This is a genomic window from Paenibacillus sp. FSL M8-0334 (genome assembly GCF_038000405.1).
Classification (GTDB): domain Bacteria; phylum Bacillota; class Bacilli; order Paenibacillales; family Paenibacillaceae; genus Paenibacillus_AQ; species Paenibacillus_AQ campinasensis.
On sequence record NZ_JBBOCH010000002.1, the window covers coordinates 387,815 to 412,657 of the forward strand.

Below are 24,843 nucleotides of genomic sequence, written 5' to 3' on the forward strand. Positions count from 1 at the left end.
CGCAGACAACTGTCTGCGGTTTTTTAGCGTTTATTCCCGCCAAATGGAAAGGATGATGAGGCATGACCATCATATTGAAAGCAACGGATCTGCGAGTTGAGCTGGTTGGCAAAATGATTTTTGAACATGTGAATTTGGAGATCGCTGAAGGGGAGCGGCTTGCGCTGTTCGGGCGAAACGGCTGCGGCAAGTCGACCCTGCTGTCCCTGTTGACCGGAGAGCGTGAGGCTGCTGGTGGGCGCATCGACATCCGCTTGCCCCGCTCGGCCTGGGGCTGGATGGAACAGGAGCCGTCCTGGGGGGATGCGAGTGTGCTGGAAGCCGTCCGGCGCAAAAGCAACGAGGCGCTGTCCCGGCTCAAAATGGAGCTGGAAGAAACGGAGCGGAAGATGCAGACGGATGAGTCTTCCGTCGATGCCGAGGGGACAGATATTCTGGAGCGATATGGCCTTCTAATGGAAAACTACGAGTCGCTTGGCGGTTTTCAGTGGGAGACGGATGTGGAACGCTTCCTTAGCTTGATGGGTATTGGAAGCCAGCTGTGGGACGCTCCTTTTCACAGTCTGAGCGGCGGTCAGAAGACAAGGGCGATGCTGGCGTCACTGCTGATCCAGGAGCCGCGGTTCTTACTGCTCGATGAGCCGACCAACCATCTGGACCAGGAAAGCCTGCTGTGGCTGGAGGAGTGGCTGAAGGAGTATAAAGGGACGGTGCTGTACGTCTCCCATGACCGTGAATTTATCGACCGCACGGCGACCGCTGTCTGCGAGCTTACCTCTGCCGGACTCAAGCGCTACAAGGGAGGCTATACCGCCTACAGGAGAGAGAAGGAGCGTGAGCTCCGGGAGCAGGAGGCGCTGCATCGCAAGCAGGAGCAGGAACGCAAAGCGCTGGAGGAATCGATCCGGCGGTACAGGGAATGGTTCCACAAGGCGCATAATGCTGCCGGAGATCAAGAGGTCAAGATTACCGCAAGCTTTTACAAGGCCAAGGCCAATAAAAATATATCCCGCTATCATGCCAAGGAAAAGGCGCTTGAGCGGCTGGAGTCGGAGGCGGTCAGAAAACCGAAGGAGGTCCGGAAGCTGAATATGAAGCTGACTGCGGAGGAGCTTGGGGCCAAAACGCTCGTCCGGGTGGAGGATATGTCGTTTTCCTACGGTGACCGCAGGCTGTTTGACCGGCTTAGCTTTCAGGTGAACCGCGGGGATCGGATTGCTGTGCGGGGAGCGAACGGAAGCGGCAAAACGACGCTGCTGAAGCTGCTGCTCGGGCAGCTGGATCCGCAGGAGGGGAAGGTGGTGCTCCATCCGGCGCTGAACATCGGGTATTTCTCCCAGGAGCTCGACAACTTGGACCAGGAGGCTACGCTGCTGGACAGCCTGCTCGTCTTGCCCGAGATGACCCAAAGCCAGGCTCGAACACTTCTCGGAAGCTTTCTGTTCAGCAGGGATGATGTGTACAAGAAGATTGGAGATCTCAGCATGGGTGAAAAATGCCGTGCGGCTTTTCTGAAGCTGTACTTCAGCGGCGCGCATCTACTGGTACTGGATGAACCGACCAATTACCTCGACGTGGATACCCGGGAAGTGATTGAGAATGTGCTGACCTCCTTTCCGGGAGCGATGGTGCTGGTCTCCCATGACCGGTATTTGATTCGCCAGGTGGCGAATCGCCTGCTTACGCTGCAGGATGACGGCCAGCCGGCCTGGTTTGAAGGCACTGTGATGGAGGAAGAGGAGCAGGCGGCCCGTACCACGGTGATCCATGGAGACACTGGCAAGGATAATCGGCGCATGGAGCTGGAGTACCGCATTCAGGAGCTGCTACAGGCTGAACCGGCTGAGGCTGAGGTGGAGCAGCAGCGCATTCGCGAAATTCGCGCGCTGCGTGAAGAGCTGGGCGCCATGCAGGCTAACAAATCAAAAAGATGAATTTGATCTTGGCCTCGTGCGTGAATGGATGAGGCTGTTGCCTAGGCGAGCATGGCGGGCGCTCTTTTTTGTCCTTCTGTCAGGATATGCGCTTGTCATGGAGGGCAATAATGAATATAATGAGACATGATGTTTATATCCAAATGCAATGATGGAGAAGAGTAAGCAGTGCTTCTGTACAGGGAGAAGATGCCATGGATTGAAAGTATCTTCACGGAATCAGGCTGCTGAAGTTCGCTCCGGAGCAGTCCCCTGAACACGGCCGGGCGCCGGTCAGTAGGGGGTAACGGGTCCGATTCGTTACGTCGGCAAAGTGAGCATGCGCATTGCTGCGAATCGCTTGGCGTCAGGCAGTAAGCCGTTCAGGCTGAAGCTGTATCAAGCGGAGGCTGAAGCCAGCCGTTCGTAAGGTGATGGGCGTGTGTGAATTAGGGTGGTACCACGGTCTTTTCGTCCCTTGCGGGAGAAAAGGCCTTTTTTGATATAGGCAAGCTTAGAAGGTTGGAAGGACCCGGCTTCCTTATATCACAACATAAATTCCGCTTCCGTGTGAGGGCGCGGTCTGTTTTCCGGGAAAGTGGTTCTGTCCTTGATGATGTTAACGAGCCGAAGCTTTACGAGTTTATGAAGGGGTGTGCAAACAGCTATGAAAGAGAAATTGGAAGCATTGAAGCAGGCGGCTTTGTCCGAGCTGCAAGGCGTTAGTGATCCGCAGCAGCTGAATGATCTGCGGGTGAAGTATCTTGGCAAAAAAGGGGCGCTTACCGAAATTTTACGCGGTATGGGCCAACTTAGCGCAGACGAGCGTCCGGTCATTGGACAAGTTGCCAACGATGTACGCGGAGCGATTGAACAGGTGATTACCGAGAAGCAGGAGGCGTTCCGCGCCAAGGAGACCGAGGAGAGACTTCGCGCCGAGAAGATTGATGTGACGCTGCCTGGGCGCAAATTAACCCAAGGAGCGATTCATCCGCTCAGCAAGGTTATCCAAGATATCGAGGATATTTTTATCGGCATGGGCTATCGCGTCGCGGAGGGCCCGGAGGTGGAGACTGACTATTTCAACTTCGAGGCGCTTAATCTGCCGAAGAACCATCCGGCCCGTGATATGCAGGATTCCTTCTATCTAACAGAGGATCTGCTGATGCGGACCCAGACTTCGCCGGTACAGGCGCGCACGATGCTGGCAATGGCCGGGGAAGCGCCAGTGAAAATCATTTGTCCAGGCCGTGTATTCCGCCGGGATGATGATGATGCGACTCACTCCTTCCAGTTCCACCAGATCGAAGGGCTGGTCATCGGTGAGAATATTCGCATGAGTGACCTGAAGGGAACGCTGCTGCAGTTCGTGCAGGAGATGTTTGGCGATAATACGCGCATCCGCCTGCGTCCGAGCTTCTTCCCGTTCACGGAGCCAAGTGCCGAGGTGGATGTGTCCTGCGTGAGATGCGGCGGCAGTGGCTGCAGGGTGTGCAAGCATACCGGATGGCTTGAAATTTTGGGCTGCGGGATGGTTCATCCGAAGGTGCTGGAGATGGGCGGATATGATCCGCAGAAGTATAGCGGCTTTGCTTTCGGCATGGGGGTTGAGCGCATCGCGATGCTTAAATACGGCGTGGATGACATTCGTCACTTCTTCAACAATGACATGTCATTCCTGAATCAGTTCGCACGGATCTAACTTTAACGACAAGGGAAGTGAGAAAACGATGAGAGTATCAACCGAGTGGTTATCGGATTATATATCGCTGGAGGGTGTGACGGCCGAGGAGCTGGCCAGCCGCATCACCTCCGCAGGGATCGAGATTGATATTATTGAGAATCGCAATCAAGGGGTCAGCAAGGTGGTCGTCGGATATGTCAAGAGCAAGGAGAAGCATCCGGACGCCGACAAGCTGAACGTATGCATCGTGGATGCCGGTCAAGAAGAGGACCTGCAGATCGTATGCGGAGCGAAAAATGTGGATGCCGGACAAAAGGTGCCGGTGGCGCTGGTGGGCGCCAAGCTGCCGGGCGGGCTCGACATCAAGAAAGCGAAGCTGCGCGGCGTGCTGTCCCAAGGCATGATCTGTTCTGCCAAAGAGCTGGGCATGAATGACAAGCTGCTTCCAAAGGAGCTTCAGGAAGGGATTCTTGTTCTTCCGGAGGATACGGAAATCGGTAGACCGATTGTTGAGGTGCTTGGGCTAAACGATCAGGTACTGGAGCTGGATCTGACGCCAAACCGTTCGGATTGCCTTAGCATGGTTGGCGCGGCGTATGAAGTGAGCGCTATTCTGGGACGGGAATTGACGCTGCCGCAGCCGGAGAAGAATCTGGAAGAAACCGGAAATCCGGCATCGGATCGCATCGCTGTCCGCATTGATGCCCCGGAGCAATGCAGCCATTATGCGGCCCGCTATATTGCCGGTGTGACCATTGGCCCATCTCCGCTGTGGATGCAGAACCGTCTGATGGCAGCTGGCATTCGTCCGATCAACAACATCGTGGATATCACAAACTATGTGATGCTGGAGTACGGACAGCCGCTGCATGCGTTTGACGCGGATCGGTTGACAGACGGCGCCATCCATGTTCGTCTTGCGGAAGCCGGCGAAAAGATGGTGACGCTCGATGGGCAGGAGCGCAGACTTGAGCCGCATATGCTGGTCATCGCCTCGGGCGGAAAGCCAGCCGCTCTAGCCGGTGTGATGGGCGGCCTCGATTCGGAGGTCACAGACGCTACGGTCAATATTTTCCTGGAGTCGGCGAAGTTCGATGGCGGGACGGTACGCAAAACTTCCCGCCAGCTCGGCCTGCGCTCGGAAGCCAGCTCCCGGTTCGAGAAGGAAGTGGATCCGGCGGCTGTCATTCCGGCACTGAACCGTGCGGCGGAGTTGATGGCTGAATATGCCGGAGGGGCTGTGCATCAGGGGATCGTAGAAGCCGGCGATGCGAAGGCTGAAGCGAAAGTGCTGAAGCTGTCGCTGGAGAAGCTGAATCGTTATCTGGGCACGCAATTGTCGCTGCTTGAGGTCAAAACGATCTTCAGCCGCCTGCATTTCCCGTGCGGTGACGCGGATACGGGCCTGCTGGACGTTGAAGTGCCAACCCGCCGCGGAGACATCCAGCTGGATGTGGATCTCATTGAAGAGGTTGCGCGTCTGTACGGCTATGACAACATTCCGACCACGGCGATTGAAGGGCCGACAACACCAGGCGCACTGACGAAGGCACAGGCGGTTCGCCGCTCGCTGCGCAAGCTGCTGACGCATGGCGGCTTCCAGGAGGTGCTTGGCTACTCCTTCATTCATCCGCAGCAGGCTGAAGCTTTTACAGGACTTAACCCGGCTGCCAAGGCGGTTAAGCTGGCGATGCCGATGAGTGAGGATCGCGGCGTGCTGCGCACAAGCCTGCTGCCGCAGCTGCTGGATGTTGCGGTGTATAACAGCAACCGCAAACAGCCGGATCTGGCGCTGTTTGAAATCGGGAACTTGTTCCACACCGATGAGGACGTGCTGACTCGTCAGCCTGAGGAAAGCCCGGTTCTCGGACTGCTGCTGTCCGGGCGCAAAGGAACGAAGCAGTGGAACACACAGCCGGAGAAGGTCGATTTCTTTGATCTGAAGGGCGCGCTGGAGAGCATTCTCAGCTATCTGGGCATCGATGCCGATCAAGTCTCGTATGAAGCGAATCAGCCGAAGAGCTTCCATCCTGGACGCTCGGCCTCGGTATATGTCGGAACTGGCGAGCGCAAGCAGCTGCTCGGGATTCTGGGGCAAATTCATCCGACGATTCAGCAGGAGCTGGATCTGGAGGATACGTATGCTGCGGAAATTCGTCTTGAGCCGCTTTACGAGCTGGCGAACAGCCGTGTGCAATACCGCGAGCTGCCACGATTCCCGGGCATGGAGCGCGATTTGGCTATCGTGGTTGATGAAGCGATCGAAGCGGCTGCACTGATCCGTGTCATTCGCGAGCATGCGGGCGAACTGCTGCAAAACGTCAGAGTATTCGATGTGTTCACAGGAAGCAAGCTTGGCGAAGGGAAAAAGAGCGTTGCGATCTCGCTCACGTACCGCCATCAAGAGCGGACGCTGACGGATGAAGAAGTCGCAGCAGTGACGGAAAAAGCCGTTTTGGCGCTGGAGCAAACTTTTGGCGCGGAATTAAGAAAATAGCAGGAATTGTGAAAGCCCGCATCGAATCCATTTACGGTAAGAGATTCGATGCGGGCTATTTGTTCTTGCTTGATGATAGGATTCGACTGCCCCGACAACATGAAGGTTCGTCTGGACATCTTTTCTCATATATAATGATGAAAGAGGCATGACCACTGATAGACATCTTAGAATCTACTCACATTTGAAGGAGGGCACAACTGTGACTACACCGGACCGTTCTCGTGTAACTGTAGAGATATACGGAACTTCTTATAAACTTGTTGGCAACAGCGCGGAGTATACGAAGCAGGTTGCCAGTTATGTAGATGAGCGTATGCGCACCATTTCCAAGAACCATTCGCGCCTGGACACCCCGCGCATCGCTGTCCTTGCAGCGGTACATATGGCAGAGGAAGCGCTGCAGATGCAGCAGTACCGGGATGAAGCCAGACAGCTCACGGCCGAGCGTAACGAGCTGCGCTCCGAGCTTGCCAAAGTTCAGGGACTGCAGATTGAACAGCAGGAGCGGCATCGGCAGCAGAGTGAGCAAATGGAGCAGAAGCTGGCGGAGAAGACCGCGCTGGCCGAGCAATATCGTGCCGAGAATGAGAATTTGAGCGCAGAGGCTGAGCGGACGAAGGAGCTGCTTCAGAAGGAGTCCGAGCGGGTGCAGGCATTGTCGGAGGAGAAGCGGCAGCTTGAGGAGAAGCGGACAGGCGAGCTTGAGGAAATGGAACGGCGCCACAAGCAGGCACTGGAGGATCTAAAGCGCAATCATGCGCAGCAGCTGAAACAGCTGGCGGATGAGCACAAGCAAGCGCTGGACAAGCTGGAGAACAGCCGAAAGCAAGCATTGGCTCAAAGCGAGCAGCGGCATACGGAAGCAGCGCGGAAGATGGAGCAGCAGCTAGCTGAGCAGCGTAGTCAAGGCGAGCAGCTGAAGACTCGCTTATCTGCGGCGGAGAAGGATATGAATGCGATTCGCACCGACTCGGCCAAGCTGAAGGAGCAGCTTGCGAACGTAGAGCAAGAGGCGGATGGTCTGCGCAAGGAGCTGACCTCTGCCCGTGCGAAGGTCGAGGAACAGGCGCAGGAGTTGCATGAACGGAAAGCGGAAGAGGCCAAATCCGAGGAGGAGCGCCGCCGCTTGCAGAAGCTTGTCGTTGATGCCAACCAGACAAACCGCAAGCTGCAGGAAGAGGCCAAGTCGCTAAACTCCGAGCTGGAGTCATGGCGCAAGCTGGCCGAGCAGCGCAAGGAGGAAACCGGCGAACTCGAGATGCGAATCGTGGAGCTGATGGAAGCTAACGAGACGCTGGAAGAGAGCTTGACATCCTTGCAGCAGGAACTCTCAGCTTTGAAGGACGAGGCGGAGAGAGCGGCAGCCAGCCGAATCCGTGCGCAGGAGGAGCTGAAGCAGCTTCAGCTGAAATACGAAGAGCTGGAGCGTTTCGGCAAGGAGGCGGCGCTTCGGGAAGAGGAAACAGCCAAGCTGTATGCCATGCTGGAGGAAGAGTATGACACGGTCTCCAGCCAGCTGGAGGAGCTGCGCAAGAAGGCGGCAGTCAGCGAGCAGGCGGAGCAGGAACTAAGAGAGCGGCTGACCCGCTCGGAACAAGAGATGGCCAGCTGGCAGTCGAAGTACGATGAACTGGCTGCCGAGCGCAACGAGCTGCAGCAGGCTCAGCGTGCTTATGAGGAGGAGCTTCAGACATGGCAGCGTGAGATTGCCGCTTCCCGTCAGACCTGCGAGCGGCTGGAGGAGGAGAAGAATAGCGCCTCCGAACAATATGCCCAGCTTGGAGAGCAGTATGAGATGGTGATGCATCAGTATCGGATGATGCAGTCCGAACAAGAGATGCAGGCGGAGAAGAGTGAGAAGCTGGCCCAGGAGCATGCCAAACTGCAGGATGAATATGCGAAGCTGCAGGATGAATACGCCAAGCTTCAGGTGGAATACAACGAGTGGATTGAACTGATTGAGCAGGATCAGCATTAACACCCGGCTGCCGGCCTGTTCTCCATGCTTTCGCTGTCTAGGCGGGGCATGGGCGCGGCCAGTCTGTGGCATACATGCAATAAAAGAGCGGTCATTCATGGTCCAGACGGCCACGGATGAGCGCTCTTTTACGAATAACGTTATACAGCAGCAATAGCTGCCTATGTCATCATTTCAGATGATGGTGCTGCTTATTCCTCAACGATGATCTTGGAGATCATCTGGCTATGTCCGGAACCGCACATGATGGAGCAGGAAACTTCAAATTCCCCGGTTTCCTCCGGAACGATAACTTTGGAGTTGTTGTTGCGGTCAAGCTGAAGGCCAAGGCCGGGAATCATAATGCCGTGGTTGCCCTCCTCGTTCTCATAAGAGATTTGGACAGGCACCCCCTTCTTCAAATGATACTCCTCCTGATCAAACTTGAAGTTGGAGCCTTTGATTACAAGCTCTGCTTCAGGAGCCACACCGGTCTCCATAATGCCGGAATCATTCTGGGCTTCGTTTTGATTTCCGCCGCAGGCTGCCAGTACAAGAAGAAGAGCACACGTCACCGCGAGTGCAATGCTTTTTTTCATATTAATCTCCCCTATATATAAAATAAATATGAATTTTCAACCTTTATCATAGCCCAGATTGGAAAAGGATGCACATGTCTGATTTGAAAAATTGGTGAACGCTGCTTGTCCTGCTATGAGTGGACGGCGTAATCTTCAATGTGAGTAACCGCAAAAAAACAGCAAAGGCCGCCCCAAGCTCAAAGACCTTAAGGGCAGCCTTCCCTGTTTTACGCTGCACAAGCAGCTCATCCCCTGATCAAGCACCAGATCAGTCGTTGTTTCTGCTTTTACCGGCTTCAAACGGCGTCGAGACAGGGATGAACAGATCGATAATCCCGATCACGAGTGCTGCAAGAATGGCGCCTAATACAGACACACTTACGCCACCAACGACGAACTGGGCAATGTAGATAACAAGTGCACTGACCAGGAAGCCTACGATCCCGCGTCCGAAAGGCGTAACTTTTTTGCCGAAAATCCCTTCAATCGCCCAGCCGATCAGGGCAATGACAAGGGAGAGCAGCAAGGCGCTGCCAAATCCGCCTACCGAGAATTGGGGAACGATCCATCCCACAACCATAAGAACGAGCGCGGCTACGATAAATCGAACGACATGCCCGAGAAATTGCATGATTGTTTGCCTCCTTAGAATAGGAACTGGAGTGTTACGCAGAATTTATTTTGTTCCATCTTTGCTGTTGTTATGTATGGAAGGATTTATCCATAAGCTGAAGAACGGAAATAGCTTATTTGCCCGGCTTTCGTTATAATATAGGCATTGATTGAGAGGAGTAGTGAACTTCTTTGGATGACAAGATTTTGAAAACGCTGGAATATCGGAAGATTTTAAATACATTAACAGAATATACACAAACGTCGATGGGGCGTACGGCTGCTGAACAGTTGAAGCCTGTCGCACAGCTGGAAGAGGTGAAGCGCCTGCTGGCTGCGACCGATCAGGCTTACACTGTCGACCGGCTTAAAGGAACACCGTCCTTGAGCGGCATTACCGATGTGAGGGAAGCGCTGAAGCGGGCGAAGATCGGTGGGACGCTCGGCACGCATGAACTGCTGGCCACAGCCAATACGATTCATGGGTCGAGGCGGCTCAAGCGCTTTATCGCCGGGGTGCACGAGGATGAGCCGATCGAGATGCTGTATAACCTTAGCGAGCTGATCTCGGAGCAGAAGCCGCTGGAGGATGACATCAAGGCATGCATCGACGACACGGCCGAGGTGCTGGATTCCGCAAGCGCGGAGCTGGCCCAGATCAGACGGGAGCTGCGAAACGGCGAGGCCCGCATCCGGGAAAAGCTGGAGTCCATGATTCGTTCGCAATCGGTAGCGAAGATGCTCCAGGATCAGCTGATTACCATTCGCGGCGATCGCTTTGTTATCCCGGTTAAGGCGGAGTACCGCTCTTATTTTGGCGGGATCGTGCATGATCAGTCCGGTTCAGGCGCAACCCTGTTCATCGAGCCGGAATCGATTGTAGCGATGAACAACAAGCTGCGGGAGACGCGGATTCGCGAAGAGCGCGAAATTGAAGCGATTTTGCAGAAGCTGAGCGCCAAAGTCGGCGAGCAGGCCGACCTGATCGCGATGGATATCGACATCGTTGGACAGCTTGACTTTATTTTTGCCAAAGCGCGGATGGCCCATGTGATGAAAGCGGTGCTTCCGCGCATGAATGACAGAGGCTATCTGAAGCTGAGAAAAGGAAGGCACCCGCTGATTCCGAGAGAACAGGTCGTTCCGATTGACGTGGAGCTTGGCAATGACTTCACCTCCATCATCGTGACCGGTCCGAACACCGGGGGCAAGACGGTCACGCTGAAAACGATCGGCCTGCTGAATCTGATGGCGATGTCGGGTCTCTTCATTCCGGCGGAAGAGGGGAGCCAGATGTGCGTGTTCGATGCGATTTTTGCCGATATCGGCGATGAGCAGAGCATCGAGCAGAGCCTGAGTACCTTCTCAAGCCATATGACCAATATTATCCGGATATTAAACACGATGACTCCGAAAAGCCTGGTTCTTCTCGATGAAGTCGGCGCTGGCACAGACCCGGCAGAAGGATCGGCGCTTGCCATTGCGATCCTGGAACATATCCACCGCACCGGCTGCCGCATGGTCGCGACAACCCACTATTCCGAGCTGAAGGCCTACGCGTATGAGCGCAAAGGGGTTATCAATGCGAGCATGGAGTTTGATATCAACACCTTGAGCCCGACGTATCGACTGCTGGTCGGCGTTCCTGGCCGAAGCAACGCCTTTGCGATTGCAGAGCGGCTTGGTCTGCCGGGAACGATTCTCGACTTCGCCCGCGGCGAGGTGAAGGAAGAAGATCAGCGGGTGGAGCATATGATCGCTTCGCTGGAGGAGAATCGGCATTCTGCCGAAGTCGAGCGCGAGCGTGCGGAGCAGGTCCGCCAGGAGATGGAGGCGCTGCGGGCTCGCCATCAGCAGGAGCTGCAGAAGCTGGAGGAGCAGCGGGACAAACTGGTGGAGAAAGCTCGCACCGACGCCAAGAAGATCGTTGATAAGGCTCGGAGCGAAGCGGAAGACATCATTGCCGAGCTTCGCAAGCTTGCTCAGGAAGGCGCAGCGGTGAAAGACCACAAGCTGATTGCCGCCCGCAAAAGGCTGGAAGATGCTGTGCCGGAGCAGCGCCGAAAGGCTGGCCACCAGACGGCAGGCAAGAAGCAGCGCAGCATTGAGGCCGGCGATGAGGTGAGAGTGCTCAGCCTGAATCAGAAGGGCCATGTCGTTGAGCTGGCTGGCTCGAAGGAAGCACTCGTGCAGCTTGGCATCATGAAAATGAAGGTGGCTCTGGACGATCTCGAGTTGCTGTCGGAGTCCGTTCCGGCTTCTAAGCAGGCGCCAAGACAGCAGGCGACGGTGCTTAAGCGGACAAGGGATGCAAGCAGCCGCAATGAGCTTGATCTGCGCGGGGCGAATCTGGAAGAGGCGCTAATTGAGGTCGACCGGTTTATCGACGAGGCGTTCCTTGGTAATCTGGGCCAAATCTACATCATTCACGGCAAAGGAACCGGCATTCTCCGCTCCGGCATTCAGGAGTATTTGCGGAAGCACAAGCATGTCAAGAGCTACCGTCTCGGCAATTATGGAGAAGGCGGTGCCGGTGTGACGATCGCGGAGCTGAAATAGCGTTGTCGTTAACTAAGAATAAGAAACCAGCATCTCTTTCCGTGCGTATACAATAGAAGCACAATTCGGTGCGCCTTGAGCCTGAGCGGCGAGGTGCAGCTTGGGGAGGAACAAGAGAGCAATGACGGAAATGATCGATCAATTGCTGACACATCCGCTGGGTGTGCTGGTCGGCTTTTTCTCGGTGGCGATTTTGGCGCTTATCGTATATCTGTCCTGTTTTGAATGGGTGACAAAATACAACTGCTGGGATGAGATACGTAAAGGAAATGTAGCGGCTGCAATGGTCACCGGAGGCAAAATTTTTGCACTTTGCAACGTAATGCGATACAGTATTACAGCGAATACCTCGATTTACGGGATGATCAAGTGGTCCTTTTTCGGGTTTATACTGCTGCTGGTTGCCTATCTGCTGCTGGAGTTTTTAACACCGGTATTCTCGGTTGATGAGGAAATTTCGAAGGATAACCGTGCGGTGGGGCTGACGGTCATGCTGATTACCGTGTCGCTGTCCTACATTATCGGCTCCAGCATTTTGGGATGATCAGCAGGAACGCAAGCGGATGTTAACCGATTCATATTGATGGCTTCGGGGGGACGAAGAGGATGAAATATTTGCCGCGAATTCTGTTTGCGGTTGCCTTGATCTTTTTTGTATCAGGCATCGTGTATTTGATGAACCAATAGATAGGGAGTACAAGGGCCTGCTGCCTGAAGGATGGAAGGCCGTTTGAATATGGAAAGGAATGAAGAGCCTATGGAACCTACAGTATGCCCATGGTGCCAAACTGAAATTGTGTGGGATGAGGAGATAGGTCCAGAGGAGACTTGCCCTCATTGCGCCAATGAGCTGAAAGGGTACCGCACATTGAATATTGCACTGGGCACAGAAGAGGAAGAAGCGGAGCTGGATGAGGAAGTAGACATCTCGGATCGCGATGATGAGGAGGAGACAGCGTCCGGTTCGTTCTGGCCCCCGGAGACCGAATCATTGTCGTCGCTGCGCACGATTGACAAGTACGGTGATGATGTGGACCTATACGCGTTCGAGGAGTCGGTGGAGAAGCTGCTTGATGAGCAGGAAGAGGCGCCGGAATGCGTTCACTGCCGGGAGTACATGCTGCTGGCCGGAACCCAGCGGGTCGAGGAAGGATTCACGCCGGCTACGCCAGCCCTCGTCAAAGGGCCGCTGCTGAAGCCGCCGTTTGATCTGCATGTATATATTTGTCCGGGATGCTTCCAGGTGCATACCAGCTTGGCCGAGGAAGACCGCTTGCGACTTATTCGAGGGCTTATCGATAACCAGAAGTAGCCTTCGTACCAATTAAGCCAATCCCCTTCGATTGATAGAGGGGGTTGGCTTTTTCTTATTTATTTTGGCATGAGATGGACAGGCTCCCGTTCATGAACTTGACGCCTTGGGGGTACAATAGCCAGGACTTCAAGTGTAGAGCCAAGGGAGGATCTGGAATGAGTCGAAACAAGGACCCTCAGTCTGTACTTCTGTTAACGGTGCATGCTTTGTTTATGTTATCCGGTGCATTGTCGGGCACATTCCTTAATGTGTATTTGTGGAAAAGCCGTCAGGATTACGCCATGCTTGGCTGGTTTACGATTGCGCAGCAGATTGCGCTCGGGATTACGTTCATAGCAGCCGGCAAATGGGTGAAGGAATACAATAAAATGAATGCGCTTCGCCTCGGCATAGGGGTGTCGGGGCTTTTTTATTTATGCGTGTTGTGGGCCGGGAATCAGGCGGTAGAATATATATGGCCGCTCGGGCTTCTTCTTGGTGTGTCGCTTGGTTTGTTCTGGCTCGCCTTTAACGTCGTCTATTTTGAGATATCGGAGGCAAGCAACCGGGACTGGTTCAACGGCTGGCTCGGCTTGCTTGGTTCTGTGACCGGCATTATCGGGCCTTGGGCTGCGGGTTTAATCATTACGATGATGCACGGGGAGCGGGGATACCGGTTTATATTTACCGTGTCGATGATCATATACGCGGCTACCGTGGTCCTCAGCTTCTTTCTCCGCAAGCGCCCGGTTCAGGGCGGCTACGACTGGCTCGAGGGCTATCGCAAGCTGAAGGAGAGCCGCATGTGGCGTCATGCCGTAGGGGGATTGATCTTTCAGGGGATTAGGGAAGGGGTATTTTCCTTCCTTATTTTTATCCTTGTCTATGTAGCGACAGACCAGGAAGCGAAGATCGGGCAGTTTGCCCTCATTACGTCCCTGGTATCGCTTGTCAGCTACTGGGTGGCCGGCAAGTGGTTCAAGCCGCACCGCCGAAGCGTCGGAATGCTGGTGGGGGCGGTTCTGCTGCTCATTGTGATCGTGCCGCTGCTGTGGAAGGTGAATTATGTGACGCTGCTCATTCTCGGAATTGGAACGTCGCTGTTTATTCCGTTGTTCATGCTGCCTGCCGTCTCGGTCAGCTTCGATCTGATGGGCGCCAACCGCGATAACGTTGAGAAAAGAGTGGAGCTTGTGGCGCTGAGGGAACTGAGTCTTATGACCGGGCGTATTGCGGGGCTGCTCATTTTTATAGGGGTGCTTGCTTTTCGCCGCGACCCGTCCACGATCACGTTGCTGATGCTTTTGCTGGGCGCCTCTCCCGTCGGGGCTTGGATGTTCATGCGCAAGCTTTTTTCCTGGAAGCAGCATGCTGCTTAGCCTACCTATACGATTGTTCCAAAAACAACCTCCAGACTGGCGTCATAGCCGAGCTGGAGGTTGTTTCAGTTGGAGTGGGGAGCGGATGGGTGCGAAAACGAGCGCCAGAGATCGAACCAGGCCAGCTCCTCCCGCTGGTGTCCCGCCAGCGTATCCGCGAGCAGCCTGGCAGCGATGTAGCTGTACACCATGCCGTTGCCGCCATACGCCTCGATAAAATAACTGTGCGGATATTCGGGGTGAGGCCCTATGAGCGGCAGGCCGTCTACCGTATTGGCGAATACTCCGCCCCAGCTGCAAGCCGGACGGATGCTGCTCAGTTCAGGAAACAGCCGCGCCAGATCCTGAAGCAGCCGCTCGCTTCGCTCCTGCAGCAGCTTGGCCGGACGATGCAATTCCCGGATGGGCTCATCGAGTCCCCCGGCGATAATGCGATTGTCCGGCGTCGTGCGAAAGTACAGATAAGGCCGATGGCTTTCCCAGATCAGAGCGCGCTCATGCCACCAGGACAGGTCCTGAACGGGCTCGGTCAGCAGCGCATACGTAAACACCCGCTCGGCAATAGCATCAGGCTTCCAGTCCTGCAGAGCATAGCCGGCAGCCCAAATGACATTTCGGGCCAGGACAGCGCCAGTCTCCGTGTACACAGTCACTTCTGTATCCGTATAGGCAACGCGGTTTACACCGCTTCTCTCGTATACTCGCAGCCCCTGAGAAGCAGCCTTTTCCAGCAAGCCCAGCCCAAGCCGGAACGGATTGACCTCGGCATCCCCGTGCGAGTATATGGCAGCCGACTTCGAGAAGGGAAAGGCGGATTTGATCTGCTGCCTGTCCCAATAGGAAACAGGGAATCCCTTCCGTTTCAGCAGATCGTATTCCTGACGGAGGGAGCCGGCCTCCTCCGGCGTGCTTGAGTAATACAGGGAGCTCCGCGGTATGAATTGGGCATCGACGGACAGCCCTTGAGCAATGCGTCCCAACTGAACAATAGCGTCGGTACACAATTCGTAAATTCGGGTCCCGCGTTCATCGCCGAACATCTGGATAATTTGGGTAAGCGAGTCATCATTCATAAATTGAAGCAGCCCGGTATTGGCTCCGGTGCTTTGACTGCAGACGCGGCTTTTCTCCAGCAGCACCGTCTTGGCCCCTTGCTCGGTTAGCATATATGCGGCCAGCGCGCCGCTGATGCCGCCGCCAATGATGAGCACGTCACAATCCGTTCTCTCCTCCAGACGGGGGTAACGGGGGATATGGGCAGTGGAGTCCAGATATGTCCAGGGGGTAGTGCCGAATGTAAGCTGCATTGCTAGAACCTCCCTTTGTGTATGCGGCTTACGTTAATATTACCCACGGGAACATAGATTTTGCGTGAGAAGGCATACTACGGGTGTGACTCTATATGGAAAGGGGATTAACAGCATGACGACTCAAAATCAAAATCAGATGTTGCCCTTGACGTCCAAGGAACTAGACTATATCGTTGACTGCATTTCCAACGAAAGCATGCTCGCCAAGCACGCGGCTGCAACCGCGGCCAGCGCTCAGGACAAGATGGTGCAGCAGGCCCTGATGGGATTCGTGCAGCGGCATGAGCAGCATTTGAACGAACTGGTGGGTGCGCTGGAAGCCCATAAAGGAATTGCCCCGGCTCAGCCGCAGTAAAGAGCAGGCTAGGGTGTGGTAAAGGTAAAGGCGGTTGGCATTCGTTTGCTTGACTCAAGCCGACTTGTCCCTGTTGACACATTTATGAAATAAGGAGGAACTATACAAGATGGCAACGCAGAACGAAGCTTCATTCTTGCCGCAGGAGGAATTGCTCAATTTCATTCTGGGAGAGCTGAAACGGACCGTTCGTGAATATACAACGGCTACAACCGAGGCGTCTTGTCCTACAGTAAGACAAATGTTCACGAACTTGACGATGGATACACTCAAACTGCAGGGCGAGATGTATCATCTGATCCAGCAGCAAAACCAATATTCTGCCTCCATTCCACATGCATTGAAAATGGACGTGGACAAGCAGCATCAGCAGGCACAGCAGACGGTTCAGAAGACCCGTGACCTGATCAGCCAGAAGTCAGCGGGAATCGGCACATTCGCACATACGCCAAACGTCGGTGAGCATCCGGCGAATGTCAGCCCGCCGACGTATATGTAACCGGACCTCTTGCGGGGACGGTAGTTCCCGCTACAAACCGATTTCCAGCGCGAAAAGCAATTACGCGGGAATCGGTTTTTTCTTTTGCACATCGGATGTGAGATATTGTAATATAGGTATTAATCTCTGTTTCGTGATCTGTTCATGGACGGTTTTCGTAATTTAGAGCTGGAGGAACGAATATGGAAGAGCTAAGCGAATTGAAGTTGAAGGTGCTTGACCTGCTGAAAGAGGATGCGAGAAGATCGCCGGCTCTATTGTCCACGCTGCTGGGTGTGGAGGAAGAAGAAGTGAAAACGGCGATTGCAGAGCTGGAGCGCGATCATGTTATCGTGAAGTACGCGACCGTAGTGAACTGGGGCAAGGTGGATGACGAGAAGGTGACTGCGCTGATCGAGGTGCAGATTACCCCTGAGCGCGGCAGAGGCTTTGAGGGCATTGCCGAGCGAATCTATCTGTTCCCGCAGGTGAAGTCGGTGTATCTCATGTCCGGCGCTTACGACCTGCTGGTTGAGGTGGAGGGGGCTAACCTGCGCGAGGTAGCCAATTTTGTATCGGAGAAGCTGTCGCCGATCGACTCCGTATTGTCGACCAAGACGCATTTTATTTTGAAGAAATATAAGCAGGACGGCATTATTTTCGAAGAACGTGAAGAAGACAATCGTCTTCTGATTTCTCCATAACATTGACATCGCAAGGATTTGCGAGCAGACTGACCGCGATTTACAGCGGAAATTTTTTTACGAGTATAGAGTGCCGTGGCTTTCGCTGTTACACATTCTATAGTCTGACAGAAGGAAGAGTGTGCCATGATTGTGAATGAAGAGCAGCTTTCAGAGAAGAACAGGAAATCGATGACTTCCTATTTGGCGCCGCAGGTTAGAGATATTCAGCCGTCGGGCATACGGAAATTTTTCGATCTCGTCAGCGGGAACAAGGACATCATTACGCTTGGCGTCGGCGAGCCGGATTTTGTGACCCCGTGGCATGTCCGTGAGGCCTGTGTATATTCCCTTGAACGTGGCTTTACCGGCTACACTTCCAATGCAGGAATGCCGGAGCTGCGCGAGGCGATCGCTGAATACTTGAATGACAGCTTTCATGTCGAGTACAATCCGGCCAATCAGATTATTGTGACGGTCGGAGGCAGTGAAGCCATTGATTTGGCATTGCGGGCCTTGGTTGTACCGGGGGATGAGATTCTGATTCCAGAGCCCTGCTACATCTCCTATTCGCCGATTACATCCATTGGCGGCGGCGTGCCGGTAGGGATCGAGACCACGGCCGAGAACCAGTTTAAACTGACGGCCGAGGCGCTGGAAGCCAAAATCACGCCCAAATCCAAAGTGCTGATCCTCTGCTATCCCAGCAACCCGACAGGGGCGATCATGACCTACGAAGATTGGCTGCCGATTGTGGAAGTGGTCAAGAAGCATGATCTGATTGTGATCTCGGACGAAATTTATGCCGAGTTGACTTATGAGGGCAAGCATGTCAGCTTTGCCTCGATGCCGGGCATGATCGACCGGACCATTCTGGTCAGCGGATTTTCCAAGGCATTTGCGATGACGGGCTGGCGGATGGGCTATGTATGCGGACATCCGGAGCTGATCAATGCAATGCTGAAGATCCACCAGTATACGGTGATGTGCGCGCCGGCAATGGGCCAGGTTGCCGCCCTTGAGGCACTTCGCAACGGCATGGGCGAGAAGGACCGGATGGTGGAGTCCTACAACCAGCGTCGCAGATTGATCGTACAGGGACTGTGCGACATCGGGCTGGAATGCCATGAGCCGAACGGCGCGTTCTACGCGTTCCCGAGCATCAAGCGCACCGGATTGTCATCCGATGAGTTTGCCCAGCGGTTGCTGACCGAAGCGAAAGTGGCCGCGGTGCCGGGGTCCGCGTTCGGTATGGGCGGCGAAGGCTTCATTCGCTGTTCTTATGCGACGTCCATAACGCAGCTAAATGAAGCGCTGGATCGTATGGGCAATTTTGTAGCCAAACTGACCTAAGGGATGGCTCCTCAATGAATGCATAGAAATCAGATTGAGATTTTCCTTGAATTAACAAAATTTTCACTTTTTCTTAACTGATTGATATGGTATAATTTTATTTTGGGAGCAGAATTTTACTTTCCAAGGAGGGGTCATCGATGTTATATGATTATGAATTGTCGAACTACCGTGGAGATTTTATGGCTGAGGACAACCAGCACGGTAAATGGTCAATTAAATCAGCAAAGTCTACTCCTCAGGAAATCACCTTGGAAGATGAAATTCACATGCTCCGGCAGAAGATGGAACAAATCTTTATGGAAGAGCAGTCCTTTACGTCAGATATTGTGATTGAGATCAGCAGTCTGCTTGACCTGAAAATCAACGAATATATGAAGACTTATCCGAAGAAGAAATAAGGATCGGGATAGAAGGAGACCTTCAGGGTCTCCTTTTTGGTATTCGCATTTGTTATGATATATTGAACATAAACTGAGGATAACGGAGGTAGGAGCGATGAAGGTATACACGAAAACCGGGGATGCCGGGGAAACGTCGATCATCGGTGGCCGCGTCCCGAAGGACGATGCGCGTGTGGAAGCATACGGCACGATTGACGAGCTGAACAGCTTTGTAGGGCAGGCGGTGCATGCCGCCAAACAAAGCGGTTATGAGGAGATGGAAGAGCAGCTGCTTCTGATCCAGCACGAGCTGTTCGATAGCGGGTCTGATTTGTCCTATGCCAAAAAGGATGAGAGCCGCTACAAGGTGACGGCCGATATGGTGGAGCGGCTGGAGCAGTGGATTGATGAGCTGGAGCAAGGGAATCCGCCGCTGGAGCGGTTTATTCTGCCTGGCGGTAGTGCGTTGTCGTGCGCACTGCATGTATGCCGTACCGTATGCCGCCGTGCAGAGCGGCTGACGGTTACCCTCGCCCGTTCGGTGGATATCAATCCGGAGGTGCGAAAATATTTGAACAGATTGTCGGATTATTTCTTCGTTGCGGCTCGCGCGGCCAATGTAAAAGCAGGTGTGCCGGATGTAGAATATGTCCGAAGCGGAAAGGTGTTTCGATAAGAAATGGAAGACTATTATCCGCCGATTGCATACACAGTTCCTGACAAAGACGGCGGAATGCTGCTCAAGACCGTGCTGCAGCAGCGGATGGGGATTTCCCGGAAGCTGCTGTCAAGACTGAAGCTGACGGAGCAGGGCATTCAGCTGAACGGCAAGCGGGTGTATATCAGCGAGAAGGTAAAGCCCGGGGATCTTGTGGAGATTCGGATGCAGCAGGAGGTATCCGATGATATTTTGCCGCAGCCGATGACGCTGGACATTCTATACGAGGATGATCATCTGCTTGTCGTGAACAAGGAGGCAGGGATCATCGTTCACCCGACACACGGCCATTACACAGGCACGCTGGCGAACGGAATTGTACACTATTGGCAGTCCCGGGGCTGGAAATATCGGTTTCGTGCCATTCATCGGCTCGATCAGGAAACGTCGGGCGTTCTCGCTATTGCGAAAAATCCTTTTGTTCACCAGCATGTATCCGAGCAGATGATCGCCGGGACGGTCGACAAGCGCTATCTGGCGCTTGTTCACAACGCGCCCGATCCGGCCGTAGGGACGGTGGACGGGCCGATCGACCGTGACCCTGAGGAGCCGCATCGAAGGATCATAACGGCCGATGGGTATCCTTCCCTGACGCGATACGAAGTGCGCGAGGAGTATGATGGGGCTTCGCTCGTGGCGCTCAAGCTTGAAACCGGACGGACTCATCAGATTCGCGTACATATGACCAGCATCGGCTGTCCGTTGATCGGGGATCGGATGTACCGGCATCCACTCTACAGCTCCCGGGGGATCGACGGCCCTGGGAAGGCGGACACTTCCCTGCAGGTTGAAGGTATGGACGATTCACGGGCGGAGGCTGCCTCGTCCCCGGCGCTGGCACGGGTTATGGCGCTTGATGAGAGCATAAGCAGACAGGCGCTGCATGCGGCGAGCCTGACGCTCGTTCATCCGATGACACGGGAGCAGATGACGTTCTCCGCTCCGATGCCGGAGGATATGGCGGCATTGCAGCAGCGCTTGCAGCAGAGGGTACGCTGACATGCTTGGAATCGGGAATGCGGACATGGAAGAAACTCGCTAGGCAAACTTTCAAAAATTTTAATAGCAAATATCAAGGAGAGTTGTTGAAATATGAGCAAATTGACAGTATATCAGTATCCGAAATGCGGCACTTGCCGCAATGCCGTGAAATGGCTGCAACAGCAAGGGCATGAGCTTGAGCTTGTTCACATTTTTGAACAGCCGCCGGGAGAGCATGAACTGGCAGACTTGATAACTAAAAGCGGCCTGGAGCTGAAGAAGTTTTTCAATACAAGCGGTGAGGTTTACAAGGAAATGCAGCTGAAGGACAAGCTTCCGGCAATGTCTGATCAAGAGAAAATCGCCCTTCTGGCTTCGAACGGAAGGCTGATCAAACGTCCGATCGTTACGGACGGTACCCGGGTGACGGTCGGCTTCAAGGCAGAGCAGTTCCAGGAGAGCTGGGGTGGACAGTAACGCGAAGCCTGACGAATATCGGGGCTGGCCAGTAGCAAGATGATGCCAATAGGTGGATATGTGATTCGGCCTGACATCTCGTCCCCAACGGACCGCAGGGATATGATATAATGGCAGGGAACTGCTAGATGGATCATGAAGAGAACAGTTAGGAGCGATTAAACTTGACACCGAACAAGCAGCCATCCTTGATGCTGGTCGACGGGATGGCTTTATTATTCAGGGCGTATTATGCCACGGCTGCGAGCGGGTACATTCGCCGCACCAAGTCGGGTGTGCCTACCAATGCCGTATATGGTTTTTTGCGATATTTATGGGACGCGATTGATACGTTCAAGCCGACGCATGTTGCATGCTGCTGGGATATGGGATCGAAGACCTTCCGGACAGAGCATTTTGCGGCTTACAAGGGCAACCGGATGGAAGCGCCGGATGACCTGATTCCCCAATTCTCCCTCGTCCGGGAGGTAACGGAATGCCTTGGCATTCCCAATCTGGGTGTGGAAGGTTACGAAGCGGACGATTGCATCGGAACGCTGGCCAGACGCTTCGGCGCCCAATCGCAGGTGATGGTGCTGACGGGGGATCATGATATGCTGCAGCTTGTCAACGAATCCACCTCCGTCATTATTATGAAGAAAGGCCATGGCAATTACATGGTCTATTCCCCGGAGACGCTCTATGCCGAGAAAGGCCTCCTGCCGCATCAAATTGTGGATATGAAGGGTTTGATGGGAGATACGAGCGATAACTATCCGGGTGTCCGCGGCATCGGGGAGAAGACGGCGCTGAAGCTGATTCAGCAATATCAGACCGTAGAAGGGATTTTGGCCAATCTCGATTCACTGGCTAAAGGGGTCCGCACCAAAATTGAGTCTGATCTCGATATGCTGCATCTGTCGAGATCTTTGGCCGAAATTTATTGCGAGGTTCCGCTGGAATGCGAGCTGGATTTGTGCCTGCTGGAAATTGACCACAGCCGGGCCCTGGCCAAGCTGGAGGAGCTGGAAATGAAGAGCCTGGCTCATATGTTCGGGGAAGCGACCGTTTCATGAGAACAGCGATAGCTTCACGGCTATACAGAAGCATGACACGATGTGGACTCTCCTGCCTGCTGGCTATGATGCTTATCATCTTGTCTGCCTGCGCTGAGGGTCAATCCGCAGCGCCTGCGACTTCTGGTGGCGAAAGCGGAGGAGCGGAGCCGCCTACCGAGTTGATCGTTTCCGCAGCTGCAAGCCTGAAGGAAACGCTGGAGGAAGCGGGCCGGAGGTTTGAGGCATCCCATCCTGGGGTGCGGCTGAGGTTCAACTTTGGCGGCTCTGGCGCGCTGGTTCAGCAGCTGGAGCAGGGAGCGCCGGCGGATCTGTTCATATCTGCCGCCAGGGAACCGATGGAGCGTCTGGTCCATAAAGGGGTTGTAGCTGAGCAGGATATCCGGGTACTGCTTCGTAATTCGCTTGTGCTAATTGAGCGGAAAGGCAGCGCGCACATCCGGCAGCTCGGCGATATAACCGGGGAACAGGTTCGTATTGTGGCAGTTGGCCAGCCGGAGACGGTGCCTGCCGGAAGTTATGCTCGGGAAGCGCTGGAGCATGTCGGTCTGTGGGAAGCGGTGGAGACCAAGGCGGTTTATGCCAAGGATGTTACGGCGGTGCTTACTTACGTGGAGTCGGGGAATGCGGATGCCGGATTTGTGTATGAGACCGATGCCCTGCAGTCCGATCAGGTGGAGACGGTGCTGCGTCTGGATCCGGAGCTGCACAGCCCGATAGAGTATCCTGCAGCTGTGCCGCTCATCGCTTCTCATCCGAAGGAAGCTGCGGAGCTGCTGGCATTTTTGAGCACGGATGAAGTGAAGGACATCTTTGAGCAGGCGGGTTTTGTTGTAATGGAGGGAATGTAGGTGTCATCATCGGAATTATTCTGGATGCCGGTATGGCTTTCGTTAAAAACGTCATTGCTGTCCAGCATCCTGGCCTTTATACTCGGAACTGCGGCAGCCAGATGGATGTCTCGCCGCATGTTTCCGGGAAAGGCGATGGTGGAGACCTTTCTCATTCTGCCGCTTGTTCTGCCGCCGACCGTGATCGGTTTTATCCTCCTGGTCGTGCTGGGAAGGAACAGCTGGGTTGGCAGACTGGCGGAGTGGCTGTTCGCACAGCCGATTATATTCAGCTGGGGCGCTGCGGTCATCGCCGCGGTGGTCGTATCTTTTCCGCTTGTGTATCAGAGCATGCGGGCCGGCTTTGACTCGGTTGATCGCGAGCTGGAGGATTCCGCCCGGTCGCAAGGAGCGGGGGAGTGGCAAGTGCTTCGCTGGATTACACTGCCGCTCGTAAGCCGATCAGCGATGGCGGCATACATCCTTGCGTTTGCAAGAGGATTGGGTGAATTCGGAGCGACCTGGATGGTAGCCGGTAATATTCCCGGCAAAACCCAGACGCTGCCGACTGCGATATATGTTGCCGTCAGCAACGGGGATCACAGGCTAGCGTGGACCTGGACGGCGGTCATTATATTGTTTTCCTGGCTGCTTCTGGCAGCTGCAGGTTCGGGACGACGAGAGCGCACCGGCCGGTGAACATGATGAAATGAGGGATGAACGAGCATGAGTATACTGGGAGCAATTGAAGCGGGTGGAACGAAATTTGTGTGCGGAATCGGTAATGAGGACGGCACTGTCGTGGAGCGTGTAAGCTTTCCAACGACGACACCGGAAGAAACGATGGGCCGGGTGTTTGAGTTTTTCGCGGATAAGAATGTGTCTGCTATTGGCGTCGGTTCCTTCGGACCGATTGATCCGGTAAAAGGAAGTCCTACATATGGAAGCATTACAACCACACCGAAGCCTCATTGGAGCAACTTCAACATTGTGAATGCGTTGAAGGAGCGCTTTCCGGTACCGATCGGTTTCGATACTGACGTGAACGGGGCAGCGCTGGGCGAATATACATGGGGGGCTGCCCAAGGGCTGGACAGCTGCCTGTATATTACGATTGGCACAGGTGTGGGTGCAGGAGCCGTTGTCTCCGGCGAATTGATCCACGGCTTGTCACATCCGGAAATGGGCCATATTTACGTGCGCCGTCATCCGGAAGACACCTATGAAGGAACTTGCCCGTATCATGGGGACTGTCTGGAGGGGCTGGCCGCAGGTCCGTCGCTTGGCAAACGCTGGGGAGTTGCCGGCGCCGAGCTTACGCCGGATCATCCGGCATGGGAGATGGAGGCTTATTATCTGGCCCAAGCACTGATGAATTATGTGCTCATTCTATCCCCGCAGCGCATCGTGATGGGTGGAGGCGTGATGAAGCAGGAGCAGCTGTTCCCGATGATTCGCAAGAAGCTTCAGGAGCTGCTTGCGGGCTATGTTCAGCATCCAAGCCTTGGGGATCAGATTGACGAGTTCATCGTTCCTCCGGGCCTTGGCGACAATGCGGGGCTGTGCGGGGCGCTGGCCTTGGCGAAGCTGGCTTTGGCTGAAGAGGCGAACTAAGCGGAAGAAGTTCGTTACCACCTTACAGCCATGGTCATGGACAGTTAGAGAAAGCTGTGCGATAAAGGCTTGATTACATTACAGAATATGGTATTATAACTGTAACAGTATAACGGAACGGATAAGG

Annotated in this window: 23 protein-coding genes; 20 read left to right on the forward strand and 3 right to left on the reverse strand. The window is 54.4% G+C overall.

Translation table 11 applies throughout. The features are described from left to right. Positions 1 to 62: 62 nt before the first annotated feature. From abc-f to zapA, 4 genes are all read left to right on the forward strand, one after another. Positions 63 to 1,934: a ribosomal protection-like ABC-F family protein gene (gene abc-f / locus MKX64_RS15960; RefSeq protein WP_341036596.1), complete on the forward strand. Its 1,872-nt coding sequence runs from the start codon at positions 63 to 65 to the stop codon at positions 1,932 to 1,934. A gap of 646 nt (positions 1,935 to 2,580) precedes the next feature. Beyond that, complete coding sequence (gene pheS, locus MKX64_RS15965; RefSeq protein ID WP_095266323.1) at positions 2,581 to 3,615, forward strand: phenylalanine--tRNA ligase subunit alpha; 1,035 nt, start codon at positions 2,581 to 2,583, stop codon at positions 3,613 to 3,615. Positions 3,616 to 3,643: 28 nt separating this feature from the next. Then, positions 3,644 to 6,094, forward strand: coding sequence for a phenylalanine--tRNA ligase subunit beta (pheT, locus tag MKX64_RS15970; RefSeq protein WP_095266324.1), 2,451 nt, complete (start codon positions 3,644 to 3,646; stop codon positions 6,092 to 6,094). A 202-nt stretch (positions 6,095 to 6,296) separates the two neighbouring features. Then, entirely contained in the window at positions 6,297 to 8,075 is a 1,779-nt protein-coding gene (zapA, locus tag MKX64_RS15975) for a cell division protein ZapA (protein WP_095266325.1), read from the forward strand. A gap of 191 nt (positions 8,076 to 8,266) precedes the next feature. On the opposite strand, the gene MKX64_RS15980 is transcribed toward zapA, so the two are convergent. Then, a complete protein-coding gene (locus MKX64_RS15980) occupies positions 8,267 to 8,653 on the reverse strand; it encodes a cytochrome C oxidase subunit II (protein WP_095266326.1) in 387 nt (128 codons plus the stop codon). A 250-nt stretch (positions 8,654 to 8,903) separates the two neighbouring features. Beyond that, positions 8,904 to 9,266 carry a phage holin family protein gene (locus MKX64_RS15985; protein ID WP_095266327.1) on the reverse strand — a complete coding sequence of 121 codons (363 nt, stop codon included), beginning with the start codon at positions 9,264 to 9,266 and terminating at the stop codon, positions 8,904 to 8,906. A 173-nt stretch (positions 9,267 to 9,439) separates the two neighbouring features. Between MKX64_RS15985 and MKX64_RS15990 the strand changes: the two genes are divergently transcribed. From MKX64_RS15990 to MKX64_RS16005, 4 genes are all read left to right on the forward strand, one after another. Then, positions 9,440 to 11,806: an endonuclease MutS2 gene (locus MKX64_RS15990; RefSeq protein WP_341036602.1), complete on the forward strand. Its 2,367-nt coding sequence runs from the start codon at positions 9,440 to 9,442 to the stop codon at positions 11,804 to 11,806. A 121-nt stretch (positions 11,807 to 11,927) separates the two neighbouring features. Further along, positions 11,928 to 12,350, forward strand: coding sequence for a DUF350 domain-containing protein (locus MKX64_RS15995; RefSeq protein WP_095266329.1), 423 nt, complete (start codon positions 11,928 to 11,930; stop codon positions 12,348 to 12,350). Between the two features lie 213 nt (positions 12,351 to 12,563). After that, the gene (locus MKX64_RS16000; RefSeq protein WP_095266420.1) at positions 12,564 to 13,118 is read left to right on the forward strand and encodes a hypothetical protein; all 555 of its coding nucleotides are present in this window, start codon (positions 12,564 to 12,566) and stop codon (positions 13,116 to 13,118) included. Positions 13,119 to 13,276: 158 nt separating this feature from the next. Continuing rightward, entirely contained in the window at positions 13,277 to 14,479 is a 1,203-nt protein-coding gene (locus tag MKX64_RS16005; protein WP_095266330.1) for an MFS transporter, read from the forward strand. Positions 14,480 to 14,544: 65 nt separating this feature from the next. Here MKX64_RS16005 and MKX64_RS16010 read toward each other — a convergent pair whose 3' ends face one another. Beyond that, a complete protein-coding gene (locus MKX64_RS16010) occupies positions 14,545 to 15,786 on the reverse strand; it encodes an NAD(P)/FAD-dependent oxidoreductase (RefSeq protein ID WP_095266331.1) in 1,242 nt (413 codons plus the stop codon). Positions 15,787 to 15,901: 115 nt separating this feature from the next. Between MKX64_RS16010 and MKX64_RS16015 the strand changes: the two genes are divergently transcribed. The 12 genes from MKX64_RS16015 to MKX64_RS16070 all read left to right on the forward strand — a co-directional run bounded on the left by MKX64_RS16015 (position 15,902) and on the right by MKX64_RS16070 (position 24,716). Further along, positions 15,902 to 16,144, forward strand: coding sequence for a hypothetical protein (locus MKX64_RS16015; protein ID WP_095266332.1), 243 nt, complete (start codon positions 15,902 to 15,904; stop codon positions 16,142 to 16,144). A 109-nt stretch (positions 16,145 to 16,253) separates the two neighbouring features. Next, positions 16,254 to 16,643, forward strand: coding sequence for a spore coat protein (locus tag MKX64_RS16020; RefSeq protein ID WP_095266333.1), 390 nt, complete (start codon positions 16,254 to 16,256; stop codon positions 16,641 to 16,643). Between the two features lie 182 nt (positions 16,644 to 16,825). Continuing rightward, positions 16,826 to 17,326 carry an Lrp/AsnC family transcriptional regulator gene (locus MKX64_RS16025; RefSeq protein WP_095266334.1) on the forward strand — a complete coding sequence of 167 codons (501 nt, stop codon included), beginning with the start codon at positions 16,826 to 16,828 and terminating at the stop codon, positions 17,324 to 17,326. 126 nt (positions 17,327 to 17,452) lie between these two features. Further along, positions 17,453 to 18,658, forward strand: a complete 1,206-nt coding sequence (locus tag MKX64_RS16030) for an aminotransferase class I/II-fold pyridoxal phosphate-dependent enzyme (RefSeq protein WP_095266335.1) — start codon at positions 17,453 to 17,455, stop codon at positions 18,656 to 18,658. 140 nt (positions 18,659 to 18,798) lie between these two features. Next, positions 18,799 to 19,059 carry an aspartyl-phosphate phosphatase Spo0E family protein gene (locus MKX64_RS16035; RefSeq protein WP_095266336.1) on the forward strand — a complete coding sequence of 87 codons (261 nt, stop codon included), beginning with the start codon at positions 18,799 to 18,801 and terminating at the stop codon, positions 19,057 to 19,059. Between the two features lie 97 nt (positions 19,060 to 19,156). Then, complete coding sequence (locus tag MKX64_RS16040) at positions 19,157 to 19,717, forward strand: cob(I)yrinic acid a,c-diamide adenosyltransferase (protein WP_095266337.1); 561 nt, start codon at positions 19,157 to 19,159, stop codon at positions 19,715 to 19,717. Positions 19,718 to 19,720: 3 nt separating this feature from the next. Further along, positions 19,721 to 20,758 carry an RluA family pseudouridine synthase gene (locus MKX64_RS16045; RefSeq protein ID WP_095266338.1) on the forward strand — a complete coding sequence of 346 codons (1,038 nt, stop codon included), beginning with the start codon at positions 19,721 to 19,723 and terminating at the stop codon, positions 20,756 to 20,758. A 93-nt stretch (positions 20,759 to 20,851) separates the two neighbouring features. Beyond that, positions 20,852 to 21,217, forward strand: a complete 366-nt coding sequence (locus MKX64_RS16050; protein WP_341036607.1) for an arsenate reductase family protein — start codon at positions 20,852 to 20,854, stop codon at positions 21,215 to 21,217. Between the two features lie 164 nt (positions 21,218 to 21,381). Continuing rightward, complete coding sequence (locus MKX64_RS16055; protein ID WP_095266340.1) at positions 21,382 to 22,272, forward strand: 5'-3' exonuclease; 891 nt, start codon at positions 21,382 to 21,384, stop codon at positions 22,270 to 22,272. After that, positions 22,269 to 23,123, forward strand: a complete 855-nt coding sequence (gene modA, locus MKX64_RS16060; RefSeq protein ID WP_341036609.1) for a molybdate ABC transporter substrate-binding protein — start codon at positions 22,269 to 22,271, stop codon at positions 23,121 to 23,123. The genes MKX64_RS16055 and modA overlap by 4 nt, the downstream gene beginning before the upstream one ends. Before the next feature lie 24 nt (positions 23,124 to 23,147). Continuing rightward, the gene (gene modB, locus MKX64_RS16065; protein ID WP_095266421.1) at positions 23,148 to 23,801 is read left to right on the forward strand and encodes a molybdate ABC transporter permease subunit; all 654 of its coding nucleotides are present in this window, start codon (positions 23,148 to 23,150) and stop codon (positions 23,799 to 23,801) included. Between the two features lie 27 nt (positions 23,802 to 23,828). Continuing rightward, positions 23,829 to 24,716 (forward strand): ROK family protein, encoded by an 888-nt coding sequence (locus MKX64_RS16070; RefSeq protein WP_095266341.1) that lies wholly within the window; start codon positions 23,829 to 23,831, stop codon positions 24,714 to 24,716. Positions 24,717 to 24,843 lie beyond the last annotated feature (127 nt).

What these genes read in the sequence shown, in the direction of transcription:
- abc-f (WP_341036596.1), top strand. Translation starts at nt 63, where the DNA reads ATGACCATCATATTGAAAGCAACGGATCTGCGAGTTGAGCTGGTTGGC.
- MKX64_RS15980 (WP_095266326.1), bottom strand. Translation starts at nt 8,653, where the DNA reads ATGAAAAAAAGCATTGCACTCGCGGTGACGTGTGCTCTTCTTCTTGTA.
- modA (WP_341036609.1), top strand. Translation starts at nt 22,269, where the DNA reads ATGAGAACAGCGATAGCTTCACGGCTATACAGAAGCATGACACGATGT.
- pheS (WP_095266323.1), top strand. Translation starts at nt 2,581, where the DNA reads ATGAAAGAGAAATTGGAAGCATTGAAGCAGGCGGCTTTGTCCGAGCTG.
- MKX64_RS16015 (WP_095266332.1), top strand. Translation starts at nt 15,902, where the DNA reads ATGACGACTCAAAATCAAAATCAGATGTTGCCCTTGACGTCCAAGGAA.
- MKX64_RS16050 (WP_341036607.1), top strand. Translation starts at nt 20,852, where the DNA reads ATGAGCAAATTGACAGTATATCAGTATCCGAAATGCGGCACTTGCCGC.
- MKX64_RS16020 (WP_095266333.1), top strand. Translation starts at nt 16,254, where the DNA reads ATGGCAACGCAGAACGAAGCTTCATTCTTGCCGCAGGAGGAATTGCTC.
- MKX64_RS16070 (WP_095266341.1), top strand. Translation starts at nt 23,829, where the DNA reads ATGAGTATACTGGGAGCAATTGAAGCGGGTGGAACGAAATTTGTGTGC.
- MKX64_RS16005 (WP_095266330.1), top strand. Translation starts at nt 13,277, where the DNA reads ATGAGTCGAAACAAGGACCCTCAGTCTGTACTTCTGTTAACGGTGCAT.
- MKX64_RS16030 (WP_095266335.1), top strand. Translation starts at nt 17,453, where the DNA reads ATGATTGTGAATGAAGAGCAGCTTTCAGAGAAGAACAGGAAATCGATG.
- MKX64_RS15995 (WP_095266329.1), top strand. Translation starts at nt 11,928, where the DNA reads ATGACGGAAATGATCGATCAATTGCTGACACATCCGCTGGGTGTGCTG.
- MKX64_RS16000 (WP_095266420.1), top strand. Translation starts at nt 12,564, where the DNA reads ATGGAACCTACAGTATGCCCATGGTGCCAAACTGAAATTGTGTGGGAT.
- MKX64_RS16025 (WP_095266334.1), top strand. Translation starts at nt 16,826, where the DNA reads ATGGAAGAGCTAAGCGAATTGAAGTTGAAGGTGCTTGACCTGCTGAAA.
- pheT (WP_095266324.1), top strand. Translation starts at nt 3,644, where the DNA reads ATGAGAGTATCAACCGAGTGGTTATCGGATTATATATCGCTGGAGGGT.
- MKX64_RS15985 (WP_095266327.1), bottom strand. Translation starts at nt 9,266, where the DNA reads ATGCAATTTCTCGGGCATGTCGTTCGATTTATCGTAGCCGCGCTCGTT.
- MKX64_RS16035 (WP_095266336.1), top strand. Translation starts at nt 18,799, where the DNA reads ATGTTATATGATTATGAATTGTCGAACTACCGTGGAGATTTTATGGCT.
- MKX64_RS16045 (WP_095266338.1), top strand. Translation starts at nt 19,721, where the DNA reads ATGGAAGACTATTATCCGCCGATTGCATACACAGTTCCTGACAAAGAC.
- MKX64_RS16040 (WP_095266337.1), top strand. Translation starts at nt 19,157, where the DNA reads ATGAAGGTATACACGAAAACCGGGGATGCCGGGGAAACGTCGATCATC.
- MKX64_RS16010 (WP_095266331.1), bottom strand. Translation starts at nt 15,786, where the DNA reads ATGCAGCTTACATTCGGCACTACCCCCTGGACATATCTGGACTCCACT.
- modB (WP_095266421.1), top strand. Translation starts at nt 23,148, where the DNA reads ATGCCGGTATGGCTTTCGTTAAAAACGTCATTGCTGTCCAGCATCCTG.